This window comes from Acinetobacter portensis, from assembly GCF_023158935.1.
In the GTDB taxonomy this organism is placed as follows: Bacteria; Pseudomonadota; Gammaproteobacteria; order Pseudomonadales; family Moraxellaceae; genus Acinetobacter; species Acinetobacter faecalis.
In genome coordinates this window covers 478,370-502,953 of record NZ_CP096120.1, presented here as the reverse complement: position 1 = coordinate 502,953, position 24,584 = coordinate 478,370, and the positions used below count along the sequence as shown (strand labels likewise).

Here is a 24,584-nt window from a genome sequence, read left to right as displayed (position 1 = left end):
AGTTATTTTCTGTTAAAAAATCAAAAAAATACTCATTATTTAAGCATTTTTTTTTATTCTCTAGTAGTAATTCACAATACTCAATGATAGGATACCCGCAGACCAGTTAGACTGCTCATGCATTGTTACTGCCTAACAAATTTAGGATAATAAAAGCAAACTACAGGCTAACGCAGGTTATTTTTAATCTAATTCTTTTTAGAGAGTGATGCCATGTTATTCAAAAAAATCGCTATTGCTGCTGCAGTTGCTACTACTTTAGCTTTCGTTGGTTGTGCTAAAAAAACTGAAGAAGCTCCTGCTGCTGCATCTGAAGTTGCTACTTCTGAAGTTGCTGCTGCATCTGACGCTGCTGTTCAAGCTGAAGCTGCTGCTTCTGAAGCTACTGTTGCTGCATCTGAAGCTATCGATGCTGCTTCTGAAGTTGCTGCTTCTGAAGCTAAATAATCTAACGATTATTTACTCAAAAAAAGAGAACCTTACGGTTCTCTTTTTTTATGCCTGTAATTTATAAAACATATAACAAGTCAAATTTACATTACGTACTTTATATACATCCCATTAAATTCTAGGCATTAAAAAAGCAGATCAATCGATCTGCTCATTCCCAACACGTTGGCGGAATTTTTGTCCCGCACGGAAGGTAACTACACGGCGAGCGGAAATCGGAATTTCCTCACCAGTTTTAGGATTACGACCTGGACGCTGACGCTTGTCACGTAGTTCGAAGTTCCCAAAACCTGAAAGTTTAACTTGTTCCCCAGAGATTAGCGCTTGGCTAATCTCATCGAAGAATAACTCGACCATTTGTTTTGCTTCACGTCGATTTAAACTCGTGAGCTCACTTAAATGATCAGCCATTTCTGCTTTTGTTAGTGCTGTCATGAGGCCCTCAATGTTGCTTGGTAAGTTTGTTCTAAAATTTGAAGTATGTTATCCATACCAGATTTAATTTCAGCATCTTCTAATGTACGTGATGGATGTTGCCATAACAATGCAAATGCCAATGAGCGTTTGCCTTCTTCAACACCTTGACCAGTGTACACATCGAATAACCAAGTAGAGTCTAATAACTCTCCGCCTGTTTTTTCGATAAGCTTCTGAATTTCGCTAACATTTATCTTATCATTAATTAAAAGCGCAATATCACGTCTAACCGATGGAAATCGTGATAATTCTGTAAAATTAGATACATAAGTTTGCAAAACAGCCTTTTGATCGAGTTCAGCAACCCAAGTTGTGCCCAAATCTAGTGCACTTTCTAAAGATGGATGTAAACGACCTAAATAACCAATTGATTGACCATCTACTAAAATTTCAGCAGATTGACCTGGATGTAACCAAGATTTTTCTGAACGTACATATTCAACGTTCAAACGTCCCGCAGCTAAAACTTCCTCAATTTCACCTTTAAAATCAAAGAAATCCATAGCTTGTGGTTTGCCATGCCAAGATTCAACAGTTTTTGAACCTACAGCAATTAAAGCCAACGTTGGAATTTGCTTTAAGTCATGAATTGATGCTGCATCTTGATAATCAAAACGCAAACCTAATTCAAAGAAACGTACACGGCTTTGCTGACGGTTAATATTGTGTTGAACACAAGGAATTAAGCTAGAAAGCAATGTAGAACGCATTACCGCTAAATCACTTGAAATTGGATTCGCCAACGCCAATGGATTTACCGCAGGATTCAATTGTTTTTCAAGTTTCAAGTCAGCAAAACTAAAACTAATTGCTTCTTGGTAGCCAAGTGCAACAACAGTTTGACGTAATTGTGCAAGTTCAAATTGATCTTGGTATTTCGCAAGCTTCACATCAATCACAGGCAAGCTAATTTGAATATTGTCGTATCCATGAATACGTGCAACTTCTTCAATTAAGTCTTGGTAAATAACCATATCAAAACGGTGCGATGGCGGAACAACTCTCCACTCACCTTCCGCCTTAACAGTTACAACACAACCTAAACGAGTTAATGCACCTGTAATAAAATCAGATTCAACTTTATAGCCAAGCAATTGATCTACTTGCGCTTGGTTTAATTCAATTGCATCACGTTTTGGTAAATATTCAGTTTTTTCTGCAACAGTGATTGGACCAAATTCACCACCAGCAAGTTCAGCAATCAATTGAGACGCACGGTGCATTGCAATCATTGGTAACTCAAAATCTACACCACGTTCATAACGCTGAGATGCATCTGTGTGTAAACCAAAGCTACGCGCACGACCTGCAATATGAAGTTGATCAAAGAATGCCGATTCTAAGAAAATTTCAGTCGTTGTATCTGAAACAGCTGAAGATAAACCACCCATGATCCCTGCAATTGCCAATGCCTTATTATCATCTGCAATGACCATTACTTTTTCTGAAAGCTCAACTTCTTGTTCATTTAACAAAGTTAATTTTTCAGCAGCAGTTGCTTGACGAACATGCACCGCACCTTCAACTTTACCACCATCAAATGCATGTAAAGGCTGACCAAGTTCCATCAACACATAATTGGTAATATCAACAAGAATACTGTGCTGACGAATACCCGAACGAGCAAGCGCACGCTCCATCCATACAGGTGTTGGTGCTTTAGTATTTACGTTTTTGATCACACGACCTAAATAACGTGGGCAACCATCTGTCTCAATAATTACTTTTTTCTCATCAGTAATTGTTGCAGCAACTTCTTTAACTTCAGGTGCTGTTACAGGAAGTTGGTTAATTACACCAATTTCACGTGCAATACCACGAATACTGAAACAGTCACCACGGTTTGGCGTAATGCTGATATCAATAACGTTATCATCAAGATCTAAATATTCGCGAATATTTACACCTACAGGCGCATCAGCAGGAAGTTCTAAAAGACCATCAATTTTGTCTTCTAAGTCAATTTCAGATGCACCACAAAGCATACCTTGTGATTCAATACCACGAAGTTTGCCTTTTTTAATTTTAAAATCGCCAGGTAATACAGCACCAATAGTTGCTACAGGAGCTTTCATACCTGCACGTACGTTTGGCGCACCGCAAACAATTTGTAATGGCTCACCCGTACCAATATTTACAGTTGTTACACGTAAACGATCTGCATCAGGATGTTGTTCTACCGTTAACACCTCACCTACAACAACACCTGTAAACGGTTTTGCCGCAGGAGATAAATCATCAACTTCTAAACCAAGCATAGTAAGCTGGTCTGATAGTGTGTTGCTATCAATTGCAGGGTTTACCCATGTGCGCAACCAATTTTCGCTAATTTTCATTTATAAAAACCTATATATCTAAATTCTTAATCCCTCTCTAACTCCCTCTCAATGAAGATGGAGAACCTCTCTACTTTTAATTTATTTCGAGAAGTTCCTCTCCTTTTATAAAGGAGAGGTTAGGAGAGGATTTACAAAAAATCTGTTTAAGCAAATTGGCGTAAGAAACGCACATCATTTTGGTAGAACATACGCAAATCGTTAATGCCATAACGAAGCATTGCAAAACGCTCTACACCTAAACCAAATGCAAAACCTTTATATTTGTCAGGATCGATACCCGCAGAACGTAATACGTTAGGATGCACCATACCGCAACCTAAAACTTCTAACCATTTACCGCGCTCATCCATAATATCCACTTCAGCACTTGGCTCTGTGAATGGGAAGTACGATGGACGGAAGCGTACTTTCAAATCTTTTTCGAAGAACTCATTGAGCAAATTAACCAACAAGCCTTTTAACTCTGCAAAGCTGGTATTTTCTGCTACGTATAAACCTTCAATTTGATGGAACATTGGTGAATGCGTTTGATCTGAGTCACAACGATACACACGACCCGGGCACACAATACGAATTGGTGGCTGTTGAGTTTCCATCGTACGGATTTGCACACCAGAAGTATGCGTACGTAAAAGATGATTTACATCAAAATAGAATGTATCGTGCATTGCGCGTGCAGGGTGATGACCTGGGATATTCAATGCTTCAAAGTTGTGATAATCATCTTCAACTTCTGGGCCTGTCGCAACAGTAAAACCTGCTTTCGTAAAGAATTGGCAAATGCGCTCTTGTACTTGAGTAACAGGGTGAATACTACCAATAGCTTGACCGCGACCTGGTAATGTAATATCTACAGTTTCGCTTGCAAGTTTTTGTTCTAGGACTGCTTTTTGCAATTCGGCTTGACGCTCAGTTAATGCGCCTGTAATTGCTTCACGCACAGCATGAATTTGGGCACCAAAAACTTTACGTTCTTCAGGATCCATCTTACCAAGCGACTTCGATTGTTCAGCAAGCTGGCTTTTTTTCCCTGTAAATTGCACTCGTACTTGATCGAGTGTAGCAAGGTCCTCTGCTGCTGCAATCGCAGCAAGCGCTTCAGTGGTCAGGGCTTCCAGTGACATAGTAACTCTCAAAGCAACAATTTAAAAAATATTATAAAACCATACATTCTAACAGTTTTTAGTGACTTTTATGAAGCTATGCTGTAAGTAAAATTTGATTAGCATATAGATTTATAAAAAGTATAAGATAAAGACAATAACTACGAGATCACTCACGATGGCACTAGATCAAATTTGGAAGCGACAACTTGCCTTAGTTACCTATGGAAATGAGTTTTTAAATCAAGATTTAAACTTTAACCGTTGGATTAACCACGCTATTTTCGATCAACATATTTTTCTATTTCGTGATTTAATTTCTCAGCATTTATTAGCTCAACATTTTCATATTTGGCTAGAAGGCCTAAAAAAACAAGGCGTTCAACGCTTAAGCTTACATAACTCAAGTATATTAAGTGATGAAAAAAATCCAAATGTGAATGTAGAGCTTCTCGCCTTTCCCCATTTTATTGTGAGTCATGCAAATAATAAAAAAACTGCATGGATTTTTGGTAAAGAACTACCTGAATGGTATTTATCTGAAGATGACTATAAAGCACCCAAAATGCAATCGAGTCATTTACGTCATGAAATTTTATGGCGCTATGAACTCAATTCAAAACTCATAAAACAACTTGATGTAGATTTTAAACAACCGAATTGGGATGACATCCAAGCATTTATGACAAGTGAGCTATTTAACCATCCTTATGCTGAAGGTTTTCAAAACTCATTAAACGTGAATATGCCCTACACAGGATTAAATCAATCCAATAAAACTTCTTTTGATGAAGATGAATCATCAAAAGAAAATCAGCTTTCTTTATTGCCTACAGATTACCAAGCAGATTATGCACACAGCAACCTACACAACATTGAGGCTCTTTCTGAATTTATTCAGCAAAAAATCCAACATCCATATCATCATGATGGCAGCTTAATCCCCCCAGATGAACAATTAAATATTCGTAACTTTGCTCAACATATTGATGATTTACACGCCAAATTCATTACTAAAGTTGCCAATCATTATCAAACAGCGCAACTTACACCTGTCCTCGTAAAAGAAAATCCTTTAGAAGAACCACCAACAAGCAATATCCTAAATTTCAAAAAAGAAAGTAAACCTAATCAAGAAGAATCTTCTGGAAAATCGGGAGTTGTCACACTTATTTGCATTACTATTATTATTTGCTTAATTGGCTATTATTTTGGTCTTTAAATAAAGTCGGAAAAATTCATACTTTACCCACTAAATTTTAAGCAATAAAAAAGACCGCTAAAAGCGGTCTTTTTTAAATCATCTAAGACGATTAAGCAGCTAATGCGCTTTTCGCTTTTTCAGCGATAGCAGCAAATGCAACTGAATCATGCATAGCGATGTCAGCAAGTACGCGACGGTCGATGATGATCTGAGCTTTTTTCAAGCCAGAAATCATACGGCTGTACGACAAACCGTTTTGACGTGCGCCAGCATTGATACGCGCAATCCATAAAGCACGGAATTGACGTTTCTTTTGACGACGGTCACGGTAAGCGTATTGACCAGCTTTGATTACTGCTTGGAACGCTACGCGATATACACGTGAGCGAGCGCCGTAGTAACCTTTAGCACGAGCAAGAATTTTTTTATGACGACGATGCGCCTGAACACCACGTTTTACACGAGCCATTTATAAATCTCCTTAGATGTATGGGCACATACGACGAACTGAAGCAACATCACTTACGTGAACCATTACACAGCCGCGCAATTGACGGATACGTTTAGCAGATTTTTTGGTCAAAATGTGGCGTTTGAACGCTTGTTTACGCTTGAAACCGTTTGCAGTTGCTTTAAAGCGTTTAGCTGCACCACGGCGAGTTTTCATCTTAGGCATAACAACCTCTTTTGAACACCTGTTCGGAACGTTTGCACCATTGCAAAAACGACCTGCAGGTAAGGGAGCGCATATTCTAATATATCCCCGCTCAAAACAAAAGCACTTCTTTCTATTCAGATAAGTTTTACGAATGTCAAATGCTTTCAGCAATACAATTGAAGATAATAGAAACTAAGAAATCACACTAAAAATCATTTAATACTTGCGAGTATTTTTAATTCAGGAAATACTTACAAAGTTTAATTCACTATTTTCGACATACAACTCGATTAAGATACTCAAATTATGAAAAATGTCCTATGTGCTACTTTACTGCTTGTATTACCTTTTTCTACAGCATATAGCCAAGAAAATAATACATCTAAAAAATTGAGTACTCAAAAAAGTGCTGCACTTCCCGCACATTTAACGACTCGTATTCAATGGGAACAATTTCCACAACCCAAATATAAAAATGAAGATTTAAAAGAAAAAAATCGTGCAGCTATTTTACGCGTTTATGCAGATGAAACTGGTAATGTCACGAAAGCAAATGTACAAGAAAGTACAGGTTTAAAACATTTAGATGATATTTTAATTCAAGCTGTTCGCGCATCTAAAGTAAAACCACATATCGAACAAGATAATGCAGTTGCAACTATTGGCTTTCAAACATTCAATTTACGCTTTATTGAAGAAGATGAAGTTCAATGTGCATATGCTTTCAATTCTAAAAATTGGCTTGCGCAAAAATCTGAAAATAAAACATCCTTTCAATATCGCACTCAGCCACAAATTCTACTTAAGGCATCAGACTTAAAAGGTCATAACCGTAGCGTAACATTTAGCTTTAAAGTGAATAAACACGGCGATGTTAAAAAAGTAAAAATCAAAAAAGGCTCAGGTGTTTATGACTTAGACCAAAAAGTCATTCAAGCAATTTCCAAAGCTAAAATTGATGTACCACGTAAATATTGGATTTATAAAAAAACAAATTTAAAAGATGAGATTCAATTTAAGCAAGATGGCTGTGTTTAAATGATTTTATATGGATGGTTAAATCACTTAACCATCCATTTCTTTTAAATTAGAAAATTCCTAGAAATATCCAATAAACACATAAATAACGGCCAACTTTAGCTATTGTTACGATGAATAAAAATCGGACAAAGTTTTCTTTTAAAAGCCCTGCTATTAAAGTAATAGGATCCCCAATAATAGGCACCCAACTCAGTAATAAAGACCAAAAACCATATTTTTGATAAATATTTTGTGCTTGAAACATTTTACTTTCAGAAATAGGAAACCATTTTTTATTTTTATATTGTTCTATTTTTAGGCCTAAATACCAATTCACACACGAGCCTAAAACATTCCCTAAACTCGCAACAACAATTAACCAAAAAGCAGATTTGCTTCCTTCCGCAAGCAATGCTAGAAGTACGGCTTCGGACTGTAAAGGCAATAAAGTTGCAGCCCCAAAAGCCGATACAAACAGCAGAAAGTAAGCCCACATTGGGTTTTATTTTAAACCTAGTTGTTTTTTCGTTTTAAGATATTCTAAATTTGACCAAATAATCACAATGAAAAGCAAAGCTATTCGCACCCAAAAGTAGATCGTCGCTATAGGATCAATTGTGATTTTCATCAAAGCTTGGTCTTTGGTATTTAACGTTGCCAAAATATTTTGCACATGGAATGCTTCCACTACAAATAAAGCTAAACATCCAACAATACCAATAATAATACTCCAATATATTTTAGGGTTTTTTTCTAAAATTCGTGTGAAGTTTAAAATGAAATCTTGCATACAATTTATCCAATAAAAAACCACCGCATTGGGGTGGTCTTTTATCTTAGCACAAATGAAAAGCTAAACCTGTATTGCCAATGCTCTCTGTACCGCAGGACGGGCTTCTATACGCTGCATATACGCTTTTACATTTGGATAATCTTCTAAATTAATTTTTTGCCATTCACAACGTCTAATCCAAGGATAAATTGCAATATCTGCAATTGAATACTCCCCTGCTACAAATTGCTGTCCAATGAGCTGCTTTTCTAAAACAGAATATAAGCGCTTTGTTTCTTTCATGAAACGCTCAACTGCATAAGGAACTTCTTCCGATGCAAATTTATTAAAGTGATGATTCTGTCCCAACATTGGACCAAATCCACCTATTTGCCACATTAGCCATTGTTCAACTTCAACACGTGCTTGTTCATCTTGGGGATAAAACAATCCTGTTTTACGACCTAAATACTGCAAAATTGCACCAGATTCAAAAACAGAAATAGCCTGATGATTTGGACCATCTTGGTCAACAATTGCTGGAATTTTATTATTTGGAGAGATTCTCAAAAAGTCAGGTTGGAACTGATCATCTTCTAAAATATTGATTGGAGTGACTTGATAATCTAAACCCATTTCCTCTAAAGCAATCGAAATTTTCAGGCCATTGGGTGTTCCCCAATAATATAGATCTATCATTTTCTATCCTTTTCATTCTTTCTATATTTTCAACATAAAAGTTATAGCACAGTTTATAAGCTTTATTTGTAGCTAAAACTTTAAATTTCACTCGTTAATAAAGATGACTCTTCATCTTTTACCTTTATAAAAAAACACCTAACACCGCAAAATATAAGATATGAATTTCTAATATTTTCTATTTATATAATTAAAGCCATACCAACACAATGCATTTTATGCATAAAAAAAGCACTGCAAGTGCAGTGCTTTTTTATCAAGAGATACTTACTTTTTCTTTTTAGGACCAAGAAGCATACCCATTTGACGACCTTCCATTTTTGGCGTTTGCTCAACAATACCAACATCAACAACATCTGCTTCAATTTTTTGTAATTGAGCCAAACCAAGCTGTTGGTGAGCCATCTCACGACCACGGAAACGTAAAGTGATTTTTACCTTATTACCTTCTTCAAGGAACTTGATAATTGAACGTAATTTTACGTTGTAATCACCTACATCAGTACCAGGGCGTAGCTTGATTTCTTTCACCTGTACTTGATGTTGTTTTTTCTTCGCTTCTTTCTGCTTTTGCTTAAGATCAAACAAATGCTTGTTAAAGTCCATGATTTTGCATACAGGTGGCTCTGCATTTGCAACAATCTCAACAAGGTCTAGTTCGACTGCTTCTGCAGCACGAACTGCTTCTGCAAGACTAACAATACCTTTTTGCTCACCATTTTCGTCTACAAGACGGACTTCTTTTGCACGAATTTCATCATTCAAAGCAGGACGGTTTGATTTTCCGCCCTGTTGATTACGGTCAGGCTGTTTAATCGCTGTTACTCCACAATGTACCGGCCGCGTTCGGCTACGGCTGCTTTTACTAAGTCAACGAAAGCATCGATAGACATAGTACCCAAATTTGTTCCCGAGCGAGTACGGATGTTTACTGTACCTTCCTCTACTTCGCGGTCACCTAGAACCAATAAGTAAGGAATACGCTCTAATGTACGTTCACGAATCTTAAAGCCGATTTTCTCATTTCTCAAGTCTGAAATAGCTCGAATACCGTTTTCTTTAAGTTTTGCGACGACTGACTCACTCGCAACTGCTTGTGAATCTGTAATATTCATCACACACGCTTGAACTGGTGCCAACCATGGTGGCATAAATCCTGCGTAGTGTTCAATTAGTATACCAATAAAACGTTCAAAACTACCAAGAATTGCACGATGCAACATAACTGGTTGATCTCGATCGTTATCTTCAGTTACATAAGATGCATCTAAACGTTCTGGTAAGTTGAAGTCACATTGTATTGTACCGCATTGCCAGATACGACCTAAGCAATCTTTTAATGAGAATTCAATTTTCGGACCGTAGAATGCACCTTCGCCTGGTTGAAGATCCCATTCAAGACTTGCTGCATCTAAAGCATCTGCTAAAGATTTTTCAGCCATATCCCAAAGTTTGTCATCACCTACACGTTTTTCAGGACGTGTTGAAAGTTTCATTTGTACGTCTTCAAAGCCAAAGTCTTTATAAACATCTAAAGTGAGTTTAATAAAGTCTGCAACTTCAGTACCAATTTGTTCTTTAGTACAGAAAATGTGTGCGTCATCTTGTGTGAAACCACGTACACGCATAATACCGTGTAATGAACCTGATGGTTCGTTACGGTGACATGAACCAAATTCTGCTAAACGCACTGGTAAATCACGGTACGATTTTAAACCTTGATTGAACACTTGTACATGACAAGGACAGTTCATTGGTTTAATTGCATAGTTGCGGTTTTCAGAATGCGTTGTAAACATGCCATCAGCATAGTTTGCAGCATGCCCCGATTTTTCCCAAAGCGTGAAATCAACAACTTGTGGTGTACGAATTTCTTCATAACCGTTGTCTTGTTGAACTTTACGCATGTACTGTTCTAATACTTGGTAAATTGTCCAACCATTTGGATGCCAGAACACCATACCCGGTGCTTCTTCTTGCATATGGAATAAATCTAAAGCTTTACCAATTCTACGATGATCGCGTTTTTCTGCTTCTTCAATACGTTTTACATAAGCTGCAAGCTGTTTTTTATCTGCCCAAGCTGTACCGTAAATACGTTGTAATTGTTCATTTTTTGCATCACCACGCCAGTATGCACCTGACATTTTAGTAAGCTTGAATGATTTTAAGAATTTTGTATTTGGCACATGCGGACCACGGCACATATCCAAATAATCTTGATGGTAGTACAAGCCCATTTCTGTTTCTTCAGGCATGTCTGCAATCAAGCGTAATTTATAGTCTTCACCACGTTTAGTGAACTCTGCAATGACTTCGTCACGCGGTGTCATTTTTTTAACAACATCGTAATCTTGATCGATGAGCTTTTTCATACGCTCTTCGATTGCTGCTAAGTCATCTAAAGTAAATGGCTTTGCACTGAAGATATCGTAGTAGAAACCATCTTCAATGACAGGACCAATAACCATTTTAGCTTCTGGGAAAAGTTGCTTAACAGCATGACCTACTAAATGTGCACAAGAATGGCGAATAATTTCTACACCAGCGTCATCTTTAGGCGTAATAATTTGTAGTGTTGCATCTTCTGTAATTAAGTCGCTTGCATCTACAAGACGGTCATTTACACGGCCAGCAACTGTATTTTTTGCCAAACCAGGACCAATACTTAATGCAACATCCATAACAGAAACAGCATGATCAAATTGTTTTTGATCGCCATTTGGCAAAGTAATAATAGGCATAAAAAATCCTTAAGGAGTGATGCCCCGCACAATGGAGCATATCACCGCGAGATTATGATCGAGGGAAACCCTCAAAATATAAAAACGGTGGATAAATAAAAATCAGCTAGAATTTTACACCTCTTAGCCATTTTAATAAACCGTTAATGCCTTTTTAAGTCAATGAATCCTGTATCAACATACTTTTGACAGCAATCACAACCTAAAAGAGCTCTTTCAATCTTTTAATATGGCATTTAAATAACGATATTAAGTACAAGAATTCATCTATTAAAATTAACCAAATACTCGACCAAAGAATGAATGTAAATTAATCAAAATACGCATATCTTCAATAAAAGGAACAATAAAATAAATTACATGGAGTAATAAAAAATGGTTAGCGCATATGATCAATTGCCTCGAACACCTGCAAATTTTGTTGCACTGTCACCTTTACGTTACTTAGAACGCGCTGCTTATATTTACCCCAACCAAGATGCAATTATTCACGGTTCAAGACATATCTCTTGGCGCGAAACCTATACACGTTGTCGTCAATTTGCACATCAATTACAAAAAATAGGTGTAGGTAAAAACGATACCGTATCAGTATTACTTCCAAACATTCCTGCCATGATTGAAGCGCACTTTGCAGTTCCAATGGTGGGTGCAGTTCTAAATACGCTAAATACACGTTTAGATGGAAAAACATTGGCATTCATGCTTGAGCACGCAGAATCAAAAGTATTGTTGGTAGATCCAGAATTTGTACCTGTAGCAAAAGAAGCTTTATCTCTGATATCTCAAGAAATTTATATTATTGATGTTGCAGATATTGAATTCGATGGTGAAAATCAAAAAATTGGGCAAGTTGAATATGAAGATTGGCTTGCTCAAGGTGATGCTGATTTTGAATGGCAATTACCCCAAGATGAATGGGATGCAATTAGCTTAAACTATACCTCTGGTACAACAGGAAATCCTAAAGGTGTGGTTTATCATCATCGTGGTGCATATATTAATGCAGCGAGTAATATTATTGCTTGCGGTATGACACCTCGGGCAACTTACCTTTGGACGCTCCCATTATTTCATTGTAATGGTTGGTGTTTTGCTTGGACAATTGCTGCAAATGGCGGCACAAACATCTGTCTACGTAAAATTGATCCAGAACTCATTTTTAAATTAATACACTCACATAAAGTTGATTATTTCTGTGGTGCGCCAATTGTTTTATCTATGCTTATTAACGCACCAGATGAACATAAAGTTAAAATTGAACATCGTGTAGAAGTTATGGTGGCAGGTGCTGCACCTCCAGCTGCAATCATTGAAGGCATGCGAAATATTGGTATCAATGTCACACATGTTTATGGTTTAACTGAAACATATGGCCCTTCTGCACTTTGCGCATCACAAGCTGGTTGGTCGAATCTTTCCATTAAAGAGCAAGCACAATTGCATTCACGACAAGGCGTTCCATATCCACTGCAAGATGGTATGAAAGTTTTAGACCCCGAAACCATGCAACCTGTGCCCAAAGATGGACAAACCATGGGCGAAATTATGTTCCGTGGCAACATTGTGATGAAAGGCTACTTAAAGAATCCTAAAGCAACAGCAGAAGCCTTTGCAGGCGGATGGTTCCATACAGGTGATTTAGCTGTTTGCCAACCCGATGGCTATGCAAAAATCACAGACCGTTCTAAAGATGTAATTATTTCAGGCGGTGAAAATATTTCATCATTAGAGGTTGAGGAAGTTTTATATCAACATCCTGCAATTTTAACTGCGGCAGTTGTGGCTAAGCCCGATCCTGTTTGGCAGGAAGTTCCATGTGCATTTATTGAATTAAAAGTTGGAAAAACCGCAACACCTGAAGAAATTATTGCATATTGCAAAGAACATCTTGCTCGCTTTAAAGTTCCAAAAGATGTAGTTATTACAGAGATTCCTAAAACTTCGACAGGTAAACTACAAAAATTTGTATTACGTGAGTGGGCAAAAGAACGTTCGGTTGCAGAATTTAATTAAATTAAAACCTTATAGATAACCAATAAAAAAGCGACCCAATGAGGTCGCTTTTTTACATAGAAAACAACTAAATAATTAGTTATCTGAAATAAGCGCTACTTGTTGAATGTAGTTAAATAATTTCAACTTAGATGCAGCAATTTCATCTTCAGACGCTTTTTTTGTAATATCACGATTGATACGTAAAACATGCTGACGAATAGGATGATGTTCCGCCGCATTATGCGCTTTCATAAACTCTTTGATTGCTGGATCGCCCTGAACAACCATACGATCTACCCAACGATTTAACTGTGCAGTTTTTTTAGCACCTTGTTTTGGCGTTAAGTAAGAAAGAATAACTGTTTCATCTTCATTACGTAGTAATTTACCAATACGTAGAAATTGACGACGACGGGCCTCACCCGAAGTAATGAGCTTTACATCTTCCAATGCTTCAATTAAACGTTCTTCCACAGGAAGGTTTTTAATTTGTTTAGCACTTAACTCTGCTAATTGTTCACCTAAAGCAGCCATACGTTGAACTGCTTTCTTTTGTTCGGTTTTACTTGCACGCCCTTCTAAAGAATCAAAATCTTCTTCAGTAAAACGTTGTGTGCGACGTGCCACGATTAATCTGCCTCGTAAAATTTTGCTGCAAATAGTGCCTGAATTTCAGATAAAGCTTTTTCTTCATCTGCTCCTTCAATCACCAAGCGTAGAGTTGTGCCCTTACCTGCACCAAGCATAAGTAAGGACATAATATTTTTTGCGTCTACTAGTTTATCACCTTTTCCTATTTGAATAGATGAACGAAATTTAGTAGTAACTTCGATGAGTTTTCCAGACGCACGCGCATGTAACCCTAGTTTATTAATTACGTCAACAGTTGTGTCAATCATGACCAGTGCTTCATTTCTCTATGTAAAACCTGAATAGACCATTTTGCCTCAAGAGCTTTTTTGAGTCTATCCACAATATAAACTGAACGATGCTGCCCACCCGTACAACCAATTGAAATCGTGATGTAATGACGATGACCTTCGGCAAAAGCAGGCAACCATTTTTCTAAAAATTTATAAACATCTTGAAACATTTCAGTCGTTTGACTGCTCGATTCCAAGAATTTTTGGACTGGTTCATCTAAACCCGAATACTTACGCAACTCTAATTCCCAGTGTGGATTGGGCAAATGTCGCATGTCAAAAACATAGTCGGCATCTAGAGGTATACCATGCTTATAACCAAAAGATTGTAAAATTACAATTAAGTTATCAGTTTGTCCAAGTCTAGACAACAGCATATGTTTTAAATCGTGTACGCTTTTATCTGTCGTGTCTATTTGAATAGTCGCACGGAACTGAATAGGAATAAGTAGTGTTTTTTCTTGTTCAATACATTCAGTCAAACTATTAAAACGATTGGATAACGGATGCGGGCGACGTGAAGAGCTAAATCTTGCAATAAGTTGTTGATCTTGAGTTGTTAAAAAGATGACATCTACTGAGCCATGTTTTTGCAGTTGCTCAAACACCAAATCAAATTCTTGCAAATCTGCACGAGTACTTCGTACATCTACACCTAAAGCGAGTTGTTCTAAATTATTTTCACTATCTAATTTCGCAACAATTTCAGGAAGCAATGCCAGCGGTAAGTTGTCTATACAGTAATAACCTAAATCTTCAAGCACCTGCAATGCAGATGACTTTCCTGAACCCGATTGTCCTGTAACGATCAATATACGCTTCATGGCATGCTGTCCTTTAAAAGCAAGTTATGCGTTATGCTGAACCTGTAAATTATCAATTAAACGTGTTGTACCAATTTTTGCCGCGATAAAAAGCACGATATTTTGATTAAATTCTTCAATTTTCTGAAGTTCTGGCGTACGAGCCTCAACATAATCTATAACAAAACCTGCTTGCGTTAATGTAGATGCAATATTTGCCAAAACATCAGCCAATTTTTTACCTTGTTGTAAATCTTGCTCTGCAATTTTTAAACATTGATGAATAATTGGTGCAGTTTTACGGTGTTCTTCAGATAAATAACCATTACGTGAACTTAACGCCAAACCATCTTCCGCACGTGCAATTGGCACACCCGTAATTTCAATTGGCATATTTAAATCACGTACAAACTGACGAATAACAGCAAGTTGTTGGAAATCTTTTTCACCAAAGAACGCAATTTCAGGACGTACAATGTTGAATAGTTTCGTTACAACGACAGCTACACCATCGAAATGACCTGGACGTTGTAAACCGCATAAATCTGCTGTAATTCCGCTTACAGAAATATTGGTTAAACGTGGTTGATTGCCATACATTTGCTCAACAGTTGGGGCGAAAATATAATCACAACCCACTTCTTCCAAAAGTTTACTATCTTGCTCTAAAGTACGTGGATAGCTATCGTAATCTTCGTTTGGTCCAAATTGAATTGGATTCACAAAAATACTAACAACAACGATATCGCATTTTTTACGTGCTTCACGAACAAGATTTAAATGTCCTTGGTGTAAGTTCCCCATTGTAGGAACTAAACCAATTATTTTCTGATTCGTTCGAGCTGTTTTAAGCGATTCAGATAAACCTTGGATGGTAGATTCAATTTTCATATTTACAGCTCTACTTGGAAAGTTTGTTCAGGCGCTGGGAATGAACCATCTTTTACTGCAGCGTGATACGCTTTAAATGCATCTAAAATAGCAGTTTCACCTGACTGTTCTTTCATAAAATTACGAACAAATTTTGCAACACGACCGAACGTTAAACCCAACATGTCTTGTACAACGAGAACTTGTCCATCGGTTTCATGACCTGCCCCAATTCCAATTACAGGAATTTCTGGGAACAGTTCAGTAATTTCTTTACCCAATTGTGCAGGAACACATTCAAGCAACAATAATGCAGCACCAGCTTCAACTACAGCACGACAATCTGCAATGAGTTTATCTGCAGCTTCACGTGTACGTGCTTGAAGTTTATAGCCACCAAATACATGAACAGATTGTGGTGTTAAACCTAAATGCACACAGACAGGAATACCATTACGTGTAAGCACTTCAACTGTTTCACTTAACCACGCACCGCCTTCAACTTTTACCATTTGTGCGCCAGCTTGCATCACTGTTTTTGCATTGACTAAGGCATCATTTAAAGTGGCATAAGTCATAAAAGGTAAATCAGTCATAATAAATGAATGATTATTTCCACGACGTACAGCAGCCGTGTGGTATGCCATATCTTCAATTGTCACAGGAAGCGTAGAATCGCGCCCTTGAACAGTCATCCCTAAAGAATCACCAATTAAAATACTATCAATTTCAGCAATTTCCATAGCTTTCGCCATACTTGCATCGTAACAAGTTAGGCAAGAAAACTTACGTCCTTCGGCTTTAATTTTTTTTAAGTCGCTGAGACTAATCATGAAGATATTCCTCTAAAAATGCATAGACCACGTGTTAAATGATCAATGTGCCCAGTCTTCATTATCCAAAACTGTAACAGTTGGATGTTCTAAAATAGGCAGACTCTTTAAGACTTGTCCCTTTAGTTGCATTTCTGCATCTAAATCTAACAATGGTATTACTACAAAATCACGCTCAAGTATGCCTACATGAGGCACAGTTAAACGCTCATTTTGAATGCTTTCTTGACCATAAATAAGTAAGTCTAAATCGAGTGTACGTTCACCCCAACGGCGTAAACGCACACGACCAGACTCATTTTCAAAGCGTTGCAATTCATCTAATAAAGCCAAAGGCTCCAAATCTGTTTCTAAACGCACAACAGCATTTAAATAATTTGGCTGATCTTGAGGGCCCATTGGTGGACTTTCATACAGCTTAGATGTTTTCACTTGCCCTAAAGTCGCAAGATTTTGCACAGCTTCTGTCAAAATTTGACGAGAATCGCCTAAGTTGCTACCCAAACCAATATAAGTCACTACACTCATTGAGTTGGTCCAAATACAACTTCTGCTAAATCACGTTTTACACGGCGGCGTTTTAAAATTGGATGATCTGCACCAATTTCACCTTTTACTGTAGAAGCAACTGAAGTTCTATTTTCTTGATGCTGTCTAGGCTTACGTGTTCTACGATTGCGTGTCTCAGGCTCATTCACCAATGGTTCGATTTCAGCTTGAACCTGCGCACGCGTATCAACAACATCGTCTTGTGTAGCAGCTTTACGACGATTTTTCGCACGTTGACGGTTATATTGACCAATCGCACGTTCTTTTTCATCAGACGTCATGTTTTGGTAGCTATCCCACCACATGCCCATACCTTGAGTATTGGTATCGCCTGATTTTTCACGTAAAAGCAAAAAGTCGAAACCTGCACGGAAACGTGCATGATTAGACAATGCTGCAATTTGCTGTGGTTTTGGATTTAACAAACGTGTTTGCATTTCCCAAACTTCACGAATAAAGGTTTCAGCAAAACGCGGAATAATAGTACGTGTACCTTGACGTTTAAGTACATCTAAACCCGCTTGTGCACGCGCTTCAGCAGGCGTTACACCTTTTGCCAAATAACCTTCGCTACGCTTTAAGAATAGTTCCCACAACAACACCGCATAGAAAAATGCAGGGTTGATGGTTTTACCAATAGAAATACGTTGATCTGTATTCTTAGCAGCTCTTTCAATAAACGTGGTTACTTTCGGATTAATTTCCGCAAACAACTGCTGCCAAATTCCAAAATCAATCAACATTGGAAGCACACGATTTAAGTGTCCCATAGTGAATAATTTTTGAGATTCATCATATAAACGATGCGGAGAAACATCACGTAATAAGTTTGTTAACTCAGGCGTGAATACGTCTAAAATCTCATTGGCAATATTGAAGTTTAATTTGGCTGCAAAACGCAATGTACGCAACATACGTACAGGATCTTCTTCAAATCGAGTTTTCGGATCGCCCAATAAACGTAATGTTTTATTATTTATATCTTCAACTGCATTACAAAAATCGAGAACAATGCCCTTACGTGGCTGATAGTACATTGCATTAATTGAAAAATCTCGACGAGCAAAATCTTCTTCGATGGTTCCCCAATTATTATCACGTAAAATCATGCCTGCCGCAGAAGTCACTTCTTTTTTCGGCGGAGCACGGAAAGTCGCAACTTCAACCAATTCACGACCAGAATACACATGAGCAAGCTCAAAGCGTCGACCAATAATACGGCAACGACGACCAAAAACTTCTTTAACTTGTGCTGGTGTCGCGTTGGTAACGGCATCAAAATCTTTCGGATTTAGCCCCAACATTAAGTCACGTACACCACCACCTACGATATAGGCTTCATAACCTGCTTTTGTTAAAGCATCAATAACATCTAAAATGTAAGCAGGTAATTGAGCGGTTGATAAACCACATTTTGACGCGCGCAAAGTTTGCAAAAGACGCTGTCTCCTACGTCTGAACGTAAAATATATAAGATGTCGCTAATGATAGCTCTTACACCATCAAAGGGCAATTTGATTATCAATTTCTTGATATACCATTCAGACATCATTTCATATATTTATATTTGTTTATAAAGCCAATTTCGCTTTGTTTTTATTGAATAATGCAGGACCAACCCCTTTAATTTCCATGAAATCATCTACAGAATTGAACTTCCCATTTTTATTACGATACTCAATAATTGCTTCCGCTTTCTTTTTCCCTACGCCATTTAGCTGCATAAGCTGCTCAATATTTGCAGAATTTAACCGAACTTTAGAACTACTATTTGACCCACTTGATGTTGATGAGCTTGCTATAGATGTACTTGGTCTTGATAAATAATGATTGGAATTCGTATCTGCTCTATTCTTTAAACGCTGATCTTGCTGCGCTTGCTCAGCCTTCCATTGTGAATATTTTTGTTCATAGGCACTTTGTGCAAGTGCCAAATTTGAAACAGAACTGAAAAATAAAGCCATACATAACGTTTTAAAAATTTTACTCTTCTTTTTTATTATCATTTTGAACCTGATGTTTTAAATAAACTTTCGCTTGCTCCCAAAGTTCATCCATTTCTTCTAAAGACATATTTTCTATGTTCTTATTTTGAATAGCAGCTTGATCTTCAATAAAAGCAAAACGAGATCTAAATTTATGAATGGTACTTAAAAGCGCCATTTCACTCGAAACCCCAAGTTTACGTCCAACATTCACCAATGAGAACAAGCAATCACCAAATTCATCGAGTATTTCATCGGAATTATTTTCCCGCATCGCTTGTTTAAACTCTTCAAGCTCTTCTTCTAATTTTCCATAGGCATCTTGCACATTTGGAAAATCAAAACCTATTTGTGCTGCATTTTTTTGAATTTCGTGTGCTTGCTGTAATGCAGGACCATGTTTTACATTATCTAAACGATGCTTAGGTTTATCTTTCTTTTCTTCTTGTTTAATTAGCTTCCACAACTCAGAAACATCTTCAGGACTTAAATTGGCAAACTTTTCTTTTTGAAATACATGAGGATGTCTACGAATTAGCTTTTGGCTAATTACTTCAACCACATCATTAAAACCAAATAACCCCTGCTCGCTGTACATTTGAGATTGAAAAACCACTTGAAGCAGTAAATCACCTAGCTCATCTTTTACATCATTTACCTGACCTGAACGTACAGCAGCTTCAACCTCATAAGCTTCTTCAATCGCATATTTTGTAAGAGATTCAGGAGTTTGCGCTTGATCCCAAGGGCATTCAGCACGTAACTGTTGCATGATTTTCAATAATTGTTCCATAAAAACACTCTGACTATACGATTTTGCTTATTTTTTGATATGCTCAAGTTAAATGAAAATTCAAATAATTAAAGCAATACAAGGAGAAGTAAATGAACAGTATCTTTATTAGTGGTGCAGCACAAGGGATTGGTGCAGCCGTTGCAACTTTATTCTACAAGCAAGGTTATAAGGTTGGCATCTATGATTTAAACACTGAAAAAGCACAACAACTTGCAAATAATTTAGGTGAACATGCAAAAGCAGGATTACTAGATGTGTCTAACTACACTCAATGGCATAGTGCTTTAGCTGAATTTAATGCCTGGGCAGGTCAGATTAATATTCTTGTGAATAATGCAGGTATTTTATATTCAGGAACTTTTGAAGATACAGATATTGAAGCTCATCATCACACGATTAACATTAATGTAAATGGCGTTATTAATGGCTGCCATGCAGCACTTCCCTACCTAAAAAAAGCATCATTTGCTCGCGTCATTAATTTGTCTTCGGCTTCTGCTATTTATGGACAACCCGATTTAATTTCATATTCTGCAAGTAAATTTGCAGTTCGTGGTATTACAGAAGGTTTAGATATTGAATGGCAAAAATACGGTATTCGCGTTTTAGATGTGATGCCTTTATTTGTACAAACTGCAATGGTTAAAGATATGGATGCAGGCACTATTCAAAATATGGGTGTTCACTTAACAGCGGAAGATGTAGCACAAGAAATTTATAGACGATCGCAAGTTAAAGATTCTATTTTCACCTCTACGCACCAAGGCGTAGGTTTTAAATCTAAACTTTTATTTAAGCTTTCAGGTTTAACGCCTCAATTTATAAATCGTCTTTCTAATGCATATTTAGCTAAGCGAAAATAACTATTTAAGCTAAAAAAGCCGACATCATGTCGGCTTTTTTATACGTTTAGCCTGCAGAAATTAACGTTTAAATTTCTTCTCTGCTTTCTTAAACTTCTGAACATAACGACGCTTACGCGCTGCAACACGTTCATCCATAACAGTCTTACGACCTTCAAATGGGTTTTCTGAAGTTTTAAATTCAATACGTACTGGCGTACCTTCAAGCTTGTACACTTTACGGAATACGTTTTCTAAGTAACGACGATAATCCGCAGGTGTTTTATCAACTTTGTTACCATGCACAACAATTGTAGGTGGGTTTTGACCACCAATATGTGCATAACGCATTTTGATACGACGACCTTGAACCATTGGTGGCGCATGAGCTTCTGTCGCATCTTGCAAAATTTGTGTGATTTTTGCAGGTGATACTTTCAAGTGTGATGAATCATATGCACGGTGGATTGAAGGATATAAGTCACCCACACCAGTACCATGTAACGCAGAAATTAAATGAATTTTAGCCCAAGGAATGAAGTCAAAGCGACGATCAACATCTAATTTACATTGCTTACGATCATAATCAGACATGTTGTCCCATTTATTAATCGCAATAACCATGGCACGACCAGCTTCTAAAGCATAGCCAATTAAATGTAAATCTTGCTCAACAATACCGTCACGCGCATCAACAACAACCACAACAACATGAGCATCTTTCATCGCTTGAAGTGTTTTTACAATTGAGAATTTCTCAATCATTTCATCCACTTTACCTTTACGACGTACGCCTGCTGTGTCAATTAATGTGTATTTACGACCATCACGTTCAAAAGGAATGTAAATCGAATCTCGCGTTGTACCAGGTTGGTCAAACGCAACAACACGTTCTTCACCTAATAAACGGTTTACTAGTGTAGATTTACCTACGTTAGGACGACCAATAATTGCTAAACGTAGACCTGTATTTTTGTCGTGTTCTTCAACAGACTCATCTTCAGGAACTTCTGCAAGTACATCTTCAAGCATTTGCTGAACACCACGCCCGTGACTTGCTGCCACTTGCATTGGTTCGCCCATGCCTAACTTAAAGAATTCAACTAAAGCAGCTTCGGCATGTACGCCATCTACTTTGTTTGCAACTAAATAAACTTTTTTACCTAAAGTACGAAGTTCACGTGCAATTTGCTCATCAGAAGCAAGTAAACCTGCGCGAGCATCTACAACAAATACAATAATATCGGCTTCATTAATTGCAGTCTTTGACTGTTCTGCCATGTATGAATCAATACCGCCTTCATTCTCGCCAATACCCCCAGTATCAACAACAATGAAAGATTTATTTTGGAACACAGCATCGCCATATTTGCGGTCACGTGTAAGACCTGCAAAGTCTGCAACTAATGCGTCACGACTCTTGGTTATCTGATTAAACAGCGTTGATTTTCCGACGTTCGGACGACCAATGAGCGCAATTACGGGTTTCATAGATTAACCTTTAAAACAAGATCAGCCAGTTTGAGTGGCCTGAACATCAGAAACTTGGAAGAAAAATAGATGAATAATCTAAATAAAAACACGGGGCATTGAATTTTCAATCACCCCGCGTTAAAAAATACGGATATTCGCTTAGTTTAGCATAAGCGAAGAAAAAATTAACGATTCTGCCAAACTGTCAACGCCCCCTTTTGAGTAGATGCATAAAGTTGGTTGTCAATTACGCGTAATGAACGTACTTCACCACTTGTTTTTGAACGACCAATTAACTGTCCAGATTGTGGATCAATGATGTGTAAATAACCGTCTAGATCACCTACAACCAATTGTGAACCCAAAATTACAGGATTGCTGAGTTTACGATTCAGTAAACTATCATTTTCCCATAATTTATGACCTGTTGTAATTTCGTAAGCTGTCAATTTACCATCGGTAGATGCAACAAATACGCCATTACCTACAACTTCCGGACGCTTTGTACTACTTGAATCTTCACTCCAAACAACTTGTTGTGAAGCTAAATCTAATACTGTTACTTGACCTTGATAGCTTGTCGTTACAACAAATTGACCTGCAACAACAGGATCACCATCAATGTCATTTAATTTTTCAATATCTGAACGACCATCGCTTACAGCAACACGGCGTTGCAAACGTGGTGTACCCGTTAAAACATCTAATGCATAAATATAAGCATTTGAAGATGCAATTAAAACTGTACGTGGATCAATTTCAACTGGAGATGCTGTACCGCGTAAGCTTAACTGTTGGCTTGGTAAGTCATAAGTCCAAAATTGTTGACCATTTTCTACACTATGCGCGTAAACAGTACCGTCATTTGCAACAGTAATCACACGATTAGAAATAATCAAAGATGGCGCTAAAATAGCACTTGAAATATTTACAGCCCATTTTTGCTCGCCAGTTGCCTGATCTAAAGCAAAAAGCTCACCTTTTTCATTACCAACAACAACAATACCTTCACCAGCTTCAACACCAGCAGTTAAGCCTTGTTTAGTGACTTGTTTTTGCCAAACTTTTTGTTTGCCACGATAAGCAGTTACACTCCCCTTAGGATCAACAGCAAAAATAACACCATCAGCTACATCTAGTTGTAAACGTAATGGATCTTTTTCAGAAGTTGCAGAAACGCTTTGCGAAAACACAGGAACAAGACTAGTTGTTTGTGTAATTTTCGGAAGAGGATTTGGTTTTACTTCTTCAACTTTTACTTTATTGCCAGAACATCCAGCCAACGCAAGTGCTAAAACTGTCAGTACTAAAGGTATTTTATTATTTCTGCTCATTAAGTCTCATCCACTTGAGTGTCTAATATTGGGCGTTCTATATCTGCATCTTCTACTAAAACGCCAACGCTTTCGAGTTTAATTTGTAAAATTTGACGATCTTGTTTCTGTTCTAATAACTCGTTCCACGCACTTTGATATGATTTTTTTGCATTTTCAATATCTTTTTTAGCAACATATACGTCGCCACGCGCTTCTTCTACAACCGCTTTAAATGTTGACTCTGTTACCAAATTAAATGTTTTTAAAGCTTCATCATATTTGTTTTGTGCAAGTTGAGCATAACCCAAACGAAGTTTCAAAATGGAAACCAAACCTTCGTCTTTTACTTTTGAGTTTTCAACTTTCTTTAATGCTTTTTCAGCACCAGCATAATCAGACTTATCATACGCAAGTTTAGCCATAAGCAATTGAACTTGAATTGCTTGAGCTGAATCTGGTGCATCTTTTACAATTTTGTCAGCCGTAGCAACTAAATCATTAAATGCATTTGGATTAGATTCTGCATTTGCAGCATCATCCATTAATTGTTGAACTTTGGCTGTATTCATTTGATTTTCAGCCAAAGTCTTTTTTTGCCACCATTGCCAACCGAAAAAGGCAATCAACGCAATTAAAACCCCACTAATCATGGCAGAACCATATTTCTTAGTAAAAGATTTTAAACTATCAAGTTGTTCTTCTTCACTTAATGCGCTCATGTGATTACCTT

Annotated in this window: 27 protein-coding genes; 5 read left to right on the top strand and 22 right to left on the bottom strand. The window is 37.4% G+C overall.

From position 1 onward, the window contains the following. Positions 1-213 precede the first annotated feature (213 nt). A complete protein-coding gene (locus tag MZO21_RS02605; protein WP_152874828.1) occupies positions 214-447 on the top strand; it encodes a hypothetical protein in 234 nt (77 codons plus the stop codon). Between the two features lie 141 nt (positions 448-588). Here the strand turns inward: MZO21_RS02605 and MZO21_RS02600 are convergent, their stop codons facing one another. The 3 genes from MZO21_RS02600 to pheS all read right to left on the bottom strand — a co-directional run bounded on the left by MZO21_RS02600 (position 589) and on the right by pheS (position 4,390). Beyond that, the gene (locus MZO21_RS02600) at positions 589-885 is read right to left on the bottom strand and encodes an integration host factor subunit alpha (protein WP_004649746.1); all 297 of its coding nucleotides are present in this window, start codon (positions 883-885) and stop codon (positions 589-591) included. Next, positions 882-3,263 (bottom strand): phenylalanine--tRNA ligase subunit beta, encoded by a 2,382-nt coding sequence (pheT, locus tag MZO21_RS02595; RefSeq protein ID WP_154772127.1) that lies wholly within the window; start codon positions 3,261-3,263, stop codon positions 882-884. The genes MZO21_RS02600 and pheT overlap by 4 nt, the downstream gene beginning before the upstream one ends. A 146-nt stretch (positions 3,264-3,409) precedes the next feature. After that, complete coding sequence (gene pheS, locus MZO21_RS02590; RefSeq protein ID WP_154772126.1) at positions 3,410-4,390, bottom strand: phenylalanine--tRNA ligase subunit alpha; 981 nt, start codon at positions 4,388-4,390, stop codon at positions 3,410-3,412. Positions 4,391-4,547: 157 nt separating this feature from the next. On the opposite strand from pheS, the gene MZO21_RS02585 reads away from it, so the two are divergent. Continuing rightward, positions 4,548-5,591 (top strand): hypothetical protein, encoded by a 1,044-nt coding sequence (locus MZO21_RS02585; protein ID WP_154772125.1) that lies wholly within the window; start codon positions 4,548-4,550, stop codon positions 5,589-5,591. 91 nt (positions 5,592-5,682) lie between these two features. Here the strand turns inward: MZO21_RS02585 and rplT are convergent, their stop codons facing one another. Further along, positions 5,683-6,042, bottom strand: a complete 360-nt coding sequence (gene rplT / locus MZO21_RS02580) for a 50S ribosomal protein L20 (protein ID WP_152874823.1) — start codon at positions 6,040-6,042, stop codon at positions 5,683-5,685. 12 nt (positions 6,043-6,054) lie between these two features. Continuing rightward, a complete protein-coding gene (rpmI, locus tag MZO21_RS02575; RefSeq protein ID WP_004278281.1) occupies positions 6,055-6,249 on the bottom strand; it encodes a 50S ribosomal protein L35 in 195 nt (64 codons plus the stop codon). A gap of 288 nt (positions 6,250-6,537) precedes the next feature. On the opposite strand from rpmI, the gene MZO21_RS02570 reads away from it, so the two are divergent. After that, complete coding sequence (locus MZO21_RS02570) at positions 6,538-7,269, top strand: energy transducer TonB (protein ID WP_154772124.1); 732 nt, start codon at positions 6,538-6,540, stop codon at positions 7,267-7,269. A gap of 49 nt (positions 7,270-7,318) precedes the next feature. On the opposite strand, the gene MZO21_RS02565 is transcribed toward MZO21_RS02570, so the two are convergent. The 5 genes from MZO21_RS02565 to thrS form a co-directional block, all read right to left on the bottom strand. After that, positions 7,319-7,747, bottom strand: a complete 429-nt coding sequence (locus MZO21_RS02565) for a YqaA family protein (RefSeq protein WP_154772123.1) — start codon at positions 7,745-7,747, stop codon at positions 7,319-7,321. Between the two features lie 6 nt (positions 7,748-7,753). Next, entirely contained in the window at positions 7,754-8,041 is a 288-nt protein-coding gene (locus MZO21_RS02560; RefSeq protein ID WP_154772122.1) for a hypothetical protein, read from the bottom strand. Positions 8,042-8,104: 63 nt separating this feature from the next. Then, positions 8,105-8,722: a glutathione S-transferase family protein gene (locus MZO21_RS02555; RefSeq protein WP_154772121.1), complete on the bottom strand. Its 618-nt coding sequence runs from the start codon at positions 8,720-8,722 to the stop codon at positions 8,105-8,107. A 267-nt stretch (positions 8,723-8,989) separates the two neighbouring features. After that, the gene (gene infC / locus MZO21_RS02550; protein ID WP_171501212.1) at positions 8,990-9,538 is read right to left on the bottom strand and encodes a translation initiation factor IF-3; all 549 of its coding nucleotides are present in this window, start codon (positions 9,536-9,538) and stop codon (positions 8,990-8,992) included. Between the two features lie 5 nt (positions 9,539-9,543). Continuing rightward, the gene (gene thrS / locus MZO21_RS02545; RefSeq protein ID WP_154772119.1) at positions 9,544-11,466 is read right to left on the bottom strand and encodes a threonine--tRNA ligase; all 1,923 of its coding nucleotides are present in this window, start codon (positions 11,464-11,466) and stop codon (positions 9,544-9,546) included. A gap of 375 nt (positions 11,467-11,841) precedes the next feature. Between thrS and MZO21_RS02540 the strand changes: the two genes are divergently transcribed. Further along, positions 11,842-13,482 carry an acyl-CoA synthetase gene (locus MZO21_RS02540; RefSeq protein ID WP_154772118.1) on the top strand — a complete coding sequence of 547 codons (1,641 nt, stop codon included), beginning with the start codon at positions 11,842-11,844 and terminating at the stop codon, positions 13,480-13,482. 75 nt (positions 13,483-13,557) lie between these two features. On the opposite strand, the gene yjgA is transcribed toward MZO21_RS02540, so the two are convergent. From yjgA to mazG, 9 genes are all read right to left on the bottom strand, one after another. Continuing rightward, complete coding sequence (yjgA, locus tag MZO21_RS02535) at positions 13,558-14,091, bottom strand: ribosome biogenesis factor YjgA (RefSeq protein WP_171501209.1); 534 nt, start codon at positions 14,089-14,091, stop codon at positions 13,558-13,560. A gap of 2 nt (positions 14,092-14,093) precedes the next feature. Next, positions 14,094-14,363, bottom strand: coding sequence for an HPr family phosphocarrier protein (locus MZO21_RS02530; protein ID WP_154772117.1), 270 nt, complete (start codon positions 14,361-14,363; stop codon positions 14,094-14,096). Continuing rightward, positions 14,360-15,211: an RNase adapter RapZ gene (rapZ, locus tag MZO21_RS02525; RefSeq protein WP_154772116.1), complete on the bottom strand. Its 852-nt coding sequence runs from the start codon at positions 15,209-15,211 to the stop codon at positions 14,360-14,362. Before rapZ ends, MZO21_RS02530 begins: the two co-directional genes overlap by 4 nt. A gap of 24 nt (positions 15,212-15,235) precedes the next feature. Next, positions 15,236-16,081 carry a pantoate--beta-alanine ligase gene (gene panC / locus MZO21_RS02520; RefSeq protein WP_154772115.1) on the bottom strand — a complete coding sequence of 282 codons (846 nt, stop codon included), beginning with the start codon at positions 16,079-16,081 and terminating at the stop codon, positions 15,236-15,238. A gap of 2 nt (positions 16,082-16,083) precedes the next feature. Continuing rightward, positions 16,084-16,893 (bottom strand): 3-methyl-2-oxobutanoate hydroxymethyltransferase, encoded by an 810-nt coding sequence (gene panB / locus MZO21_RS02515; RefSeq protein WP_154772114.1) that lies wholly within the window; start codon positions 16,891-16,893, stop codon positions 16,084-16,086. A gap of 42 nt (positions 16,894-16,935) precedes the next feature. Beyond that, a complete protein-coding gene (gene folK / locus MZO21_RS02510) occupies positions 16,936-17,421 on the bottom strand; it encodes a 2-amino-4-hydroxy-6-hydroxymethyldihydropteridine diphosphokinase (protein WP_154772113.1) in 486 nt (161 codons plus the stop codon). After that, entirely contained in the window at positions 17,418-18,878 is a 1,461-nt protein-coding gene (gene pcnB, locus MZO21_RS02505) for a polynucleotide adenylyltransferase PcnB (RefSeq protein WP_248101547.1), read from the bottom strand. The genes folK and pcnB overlap by 4 nt, the downstream gene beginning before the upstream one ends. A gap of 135 nt (positions 18,879-19,013) precedes the next feature. Continuing rightward, complete coding sequence (locus MZO21_RS02500) at positions 19,014-19,406, bottom strand: ComEA family DNA-binding protein (RefSeq protein WP_248101550.1); 393 nt, start codon at positions 19,404-19,406, stop codon at positions 19,014-19,016. Between the two features lie 19 nt (positions 19,407-19,425). Beyond that, the gene (gene mazG, locus MZO21_RS02495) at positions 19,426-20,220 is read right to left on the bottom strand and encodes a nucleoside triphosphate pyrophosphohydrolase (RefSeq protein ID WP_248101553.1); all 795 of its coding nucleotides are present in this window, start codon (positions 20,218-20,220) and stop codon (positions 19,426-19,428) included. Positions 20,221-20,312: 92 nt separating this feature from the next. Here mazG and MZO21_RS02490 point away from each other — a divergent pair, with 92 nt between their 5' ends. Continuing rightward, the gene (locus MZO21_RS02490) at positions 20,313-21,086 is read left to right on the top strand and encodes an SDR family oxidoreductase (protein WP_248101556.1); all 774 of its coding nucleotides are present in this window, start codon (positions 20,313-20,315) and stop codon (positions 21,084-21,086) included. Positions 21,087-21,146: 60 nt separating this feature from the next. Here the strand turns inward: MZO21_RS02490 and der are convergent, their stop codons facing one another. The 3 genes from der to MZO21_RS02475 all read right to left on the bottom strand — a co-directional run bounded on the left by der (position 21,147) and on the right by MZO21_RS02475 (position 24,573). Continuing rightward, positions 21,147-22,556, bottom strand: coding sequence for a ribosome biogenesis GTPase Der (gene der / locus MZO21_RS02485; protein WP_248101559.1), 1,410 nt, complete (start codon positions 22,554-22,556; stop codon positions 21,147-21,149). Between the two features lie 167 nt (positions 22,557-22,723). Continuing rightward, positions 22,724-23,872 carry an outer membrane protein assembly factor BamB gene (gene bamB, locus MZO21_RS02480; RefSeq protein WP_248101562.1) on the bottom strand — a complete coding sequence of 383 codons (1,149 nt, stop codon included), beginning with the start codon at positions 23,870-23,872 and terminating at the stop codon, positions 22,724-22,726. Then, positions 23,872-24,573 carry a YfgM family protein gene (locus MZO21_RS02475; protein ID WP_248101565.1) on the bottom strand — a complete coding sequence of 234 codons (702 nt, stop codon included), beginning with the start codon at positions 24,571-24,573 and terminating at the stop codon, positions 23,872-23,874. The genes bamB and MZO21_RS02475 overlap by 1 nt, the downstream gene beginning before the upstream one ends. Positions 24,574-24,584 lie beyond the last annotated feature (11 nt).

Excerpts from the sequence above, each read along its gene's own strand:
- MZO21_RS02605 (WP_152874828.1), top strand. The coding sequence starts at position 214 with ATGTTATTCAAAAAAATCGCTATTGCTGCTGCAGTTGCTACTACTTTA.
- MZO21_RS02600 (WP_004649746.1), bottom strand. The coding sequence starts at position 885 with ATGACAGCACTAACAAAAGCAGAAATGGCTGATCATTTAAGTGAGCTC.
- pheT (WP_154772127.1), bottom strand. The coding sequence starts at position 3,263 with ATGAAAATTAGCGAAAATTGGTTGCGCACATGGGTAAACCCTGCAATT.
- pheS (WP_154772126.1), bottom strand. The coding sequence starts at position 4,390 with ATGTCACTGGAAGCCCTGACCACTGAAGCGCTTGCTGCGATTGCAGCA.
- MZO21_RS02585 (WP_154772125.1), top strand. The coding sequence starts at position 4,548 with ATGGCACTAGATCAAATTTGGAAGCGACAACTTGCCTTAGTTACCTAT.
- rplT (WP_152874823.1), bottom strand. The coding sequence starts at position 6,042 with ATGGCTCGTGTAAAACGTGGTGTTCAGGCGCATCGTCGTCATAAAAAA.
- rpmI (WP_004278281.1), bottom strand. The coding sequence starts at position 6,249 with ATGCCTAAGATGAAAACTCGCCGTGGTGCAGCTAAACGCTTTAAAGCA.
- MZO21_RS02570 (WP_154772124.1), top strand. The coding sequence starts at position 6,538 with ATGAAAAATGTCCTATGTGCTACTTTACTGCTTGTATTACCTTTTTCT.
- MZO21_RS02565 (WP_154772123.1), bottom strand. The coding sequence starts at position 7,747 with ATGTGGGCTTACTTTCTGCTGTTTGTATCGGCTTTTGGGGCTGCAACT.
- MZO21_RS02560 (WP_154772122.1), bottom strand. The coding sequence starts at position 8,041 with ATGCAAGATTTCATTTTAAACTTCACACGAATTTTAGAAAAAAACCCT.
- MZO21_RS02555 (WP_154772121.1), bottom strand. The coding sequence starts at position 8,722 with ATGATAGATCTATATTATTGGGGAACACCCAATGGCCTGAAAATTTCG.
- thrS (WP_154772119.1), bottom strand. The coding sequence starts at position 11,466 with ATGCCTATTATTACTTTGCCAAATGGCGATCAAAAACAATTTGATCAT.
- MZO21_RS02540 (WP_154772118.1), top strand. The coding sequence starts at position 11,842 with ATGGTTAGCGCATATGATCAATTGCCTCGAACACCTGCAAATTTTGTT.
- MZO21_RS02530 (WP_154772117.1), bottom strand. The coding sequence starts at position 14,363 with ATGATTGACACAACTGTTGACGTAATTAATAAACTAGGGTTACATGCG.
- rapZ (WP_154772116.1), bottom strand. The coding sequence starts at position 15,211 with ATGAAGCGTATATTGATCGTTACAGGACAATCGGGTTCAGGAAAGTCA.
- panC (WP_154772115.1), bottom strand. The coding sequence starts at position 16,081 with ATGAAAATTGAATCTACCATCCAAGGTTTATCTGAATCGCTTAAAACA.
- panB (WP_154772114.1), bottom strand. The coding sequence starts at position 16,893 with ATGATTAGTCTCAGCGACTTAAAAAAAATTAAAGCCGAAGGACGTAAG.
- folK (WP_154772113.1), bottom strand. The coding sequence starts at position 17,421 with ATGAGTGTAGTGACTTATATTGGTTTGGGTAGCAACTTAGGCGATTCT.
- MZO21_RS02500 (WP_248101550.1), bottom strand. The coding sequence starts at position 19,406 with ATGGCTTTATTTTTCAGTTCTGTTTCAAATTTGGCACTTGCACAAAGT.
- mazG (WP_248101553.1), bottom strand. The coding sequence starts at position 20,220 with ATGGAACAATTATTGAAAATCATGCAACAGTTACGTGCTGAATGCCCT.
- MZO21_RS02490 (WP_248101556.1), top strand. The coding sequence starts at position 20,313 with ATGAACAGTATCTTTATTAGTGGTGCAGCACAAGGGATTGGTGCAGCC.
- der (WP_248101559.1), bottom strand. The coding sequence starts at position 22,556 with ATGAAACCCGTAATTGCGCTCATTGGTCGTCCGAACGTCGGAAAATCA.
- bamB (WP_248101562.1), bottom strand. The coding sequence starts at position 23,872 with ATGAGCAGAAATAATAAAATACCTTTAGTACTGACAGTTTTAGCACTT.
- MZO21_RS02475 (WP_248101565.1), bottom strand. The coding sequence starts at position 24,573 with ATGAGCGCATTAAGTGAAGAAGAACAACTTGATAGTTTAAAATCTTTT.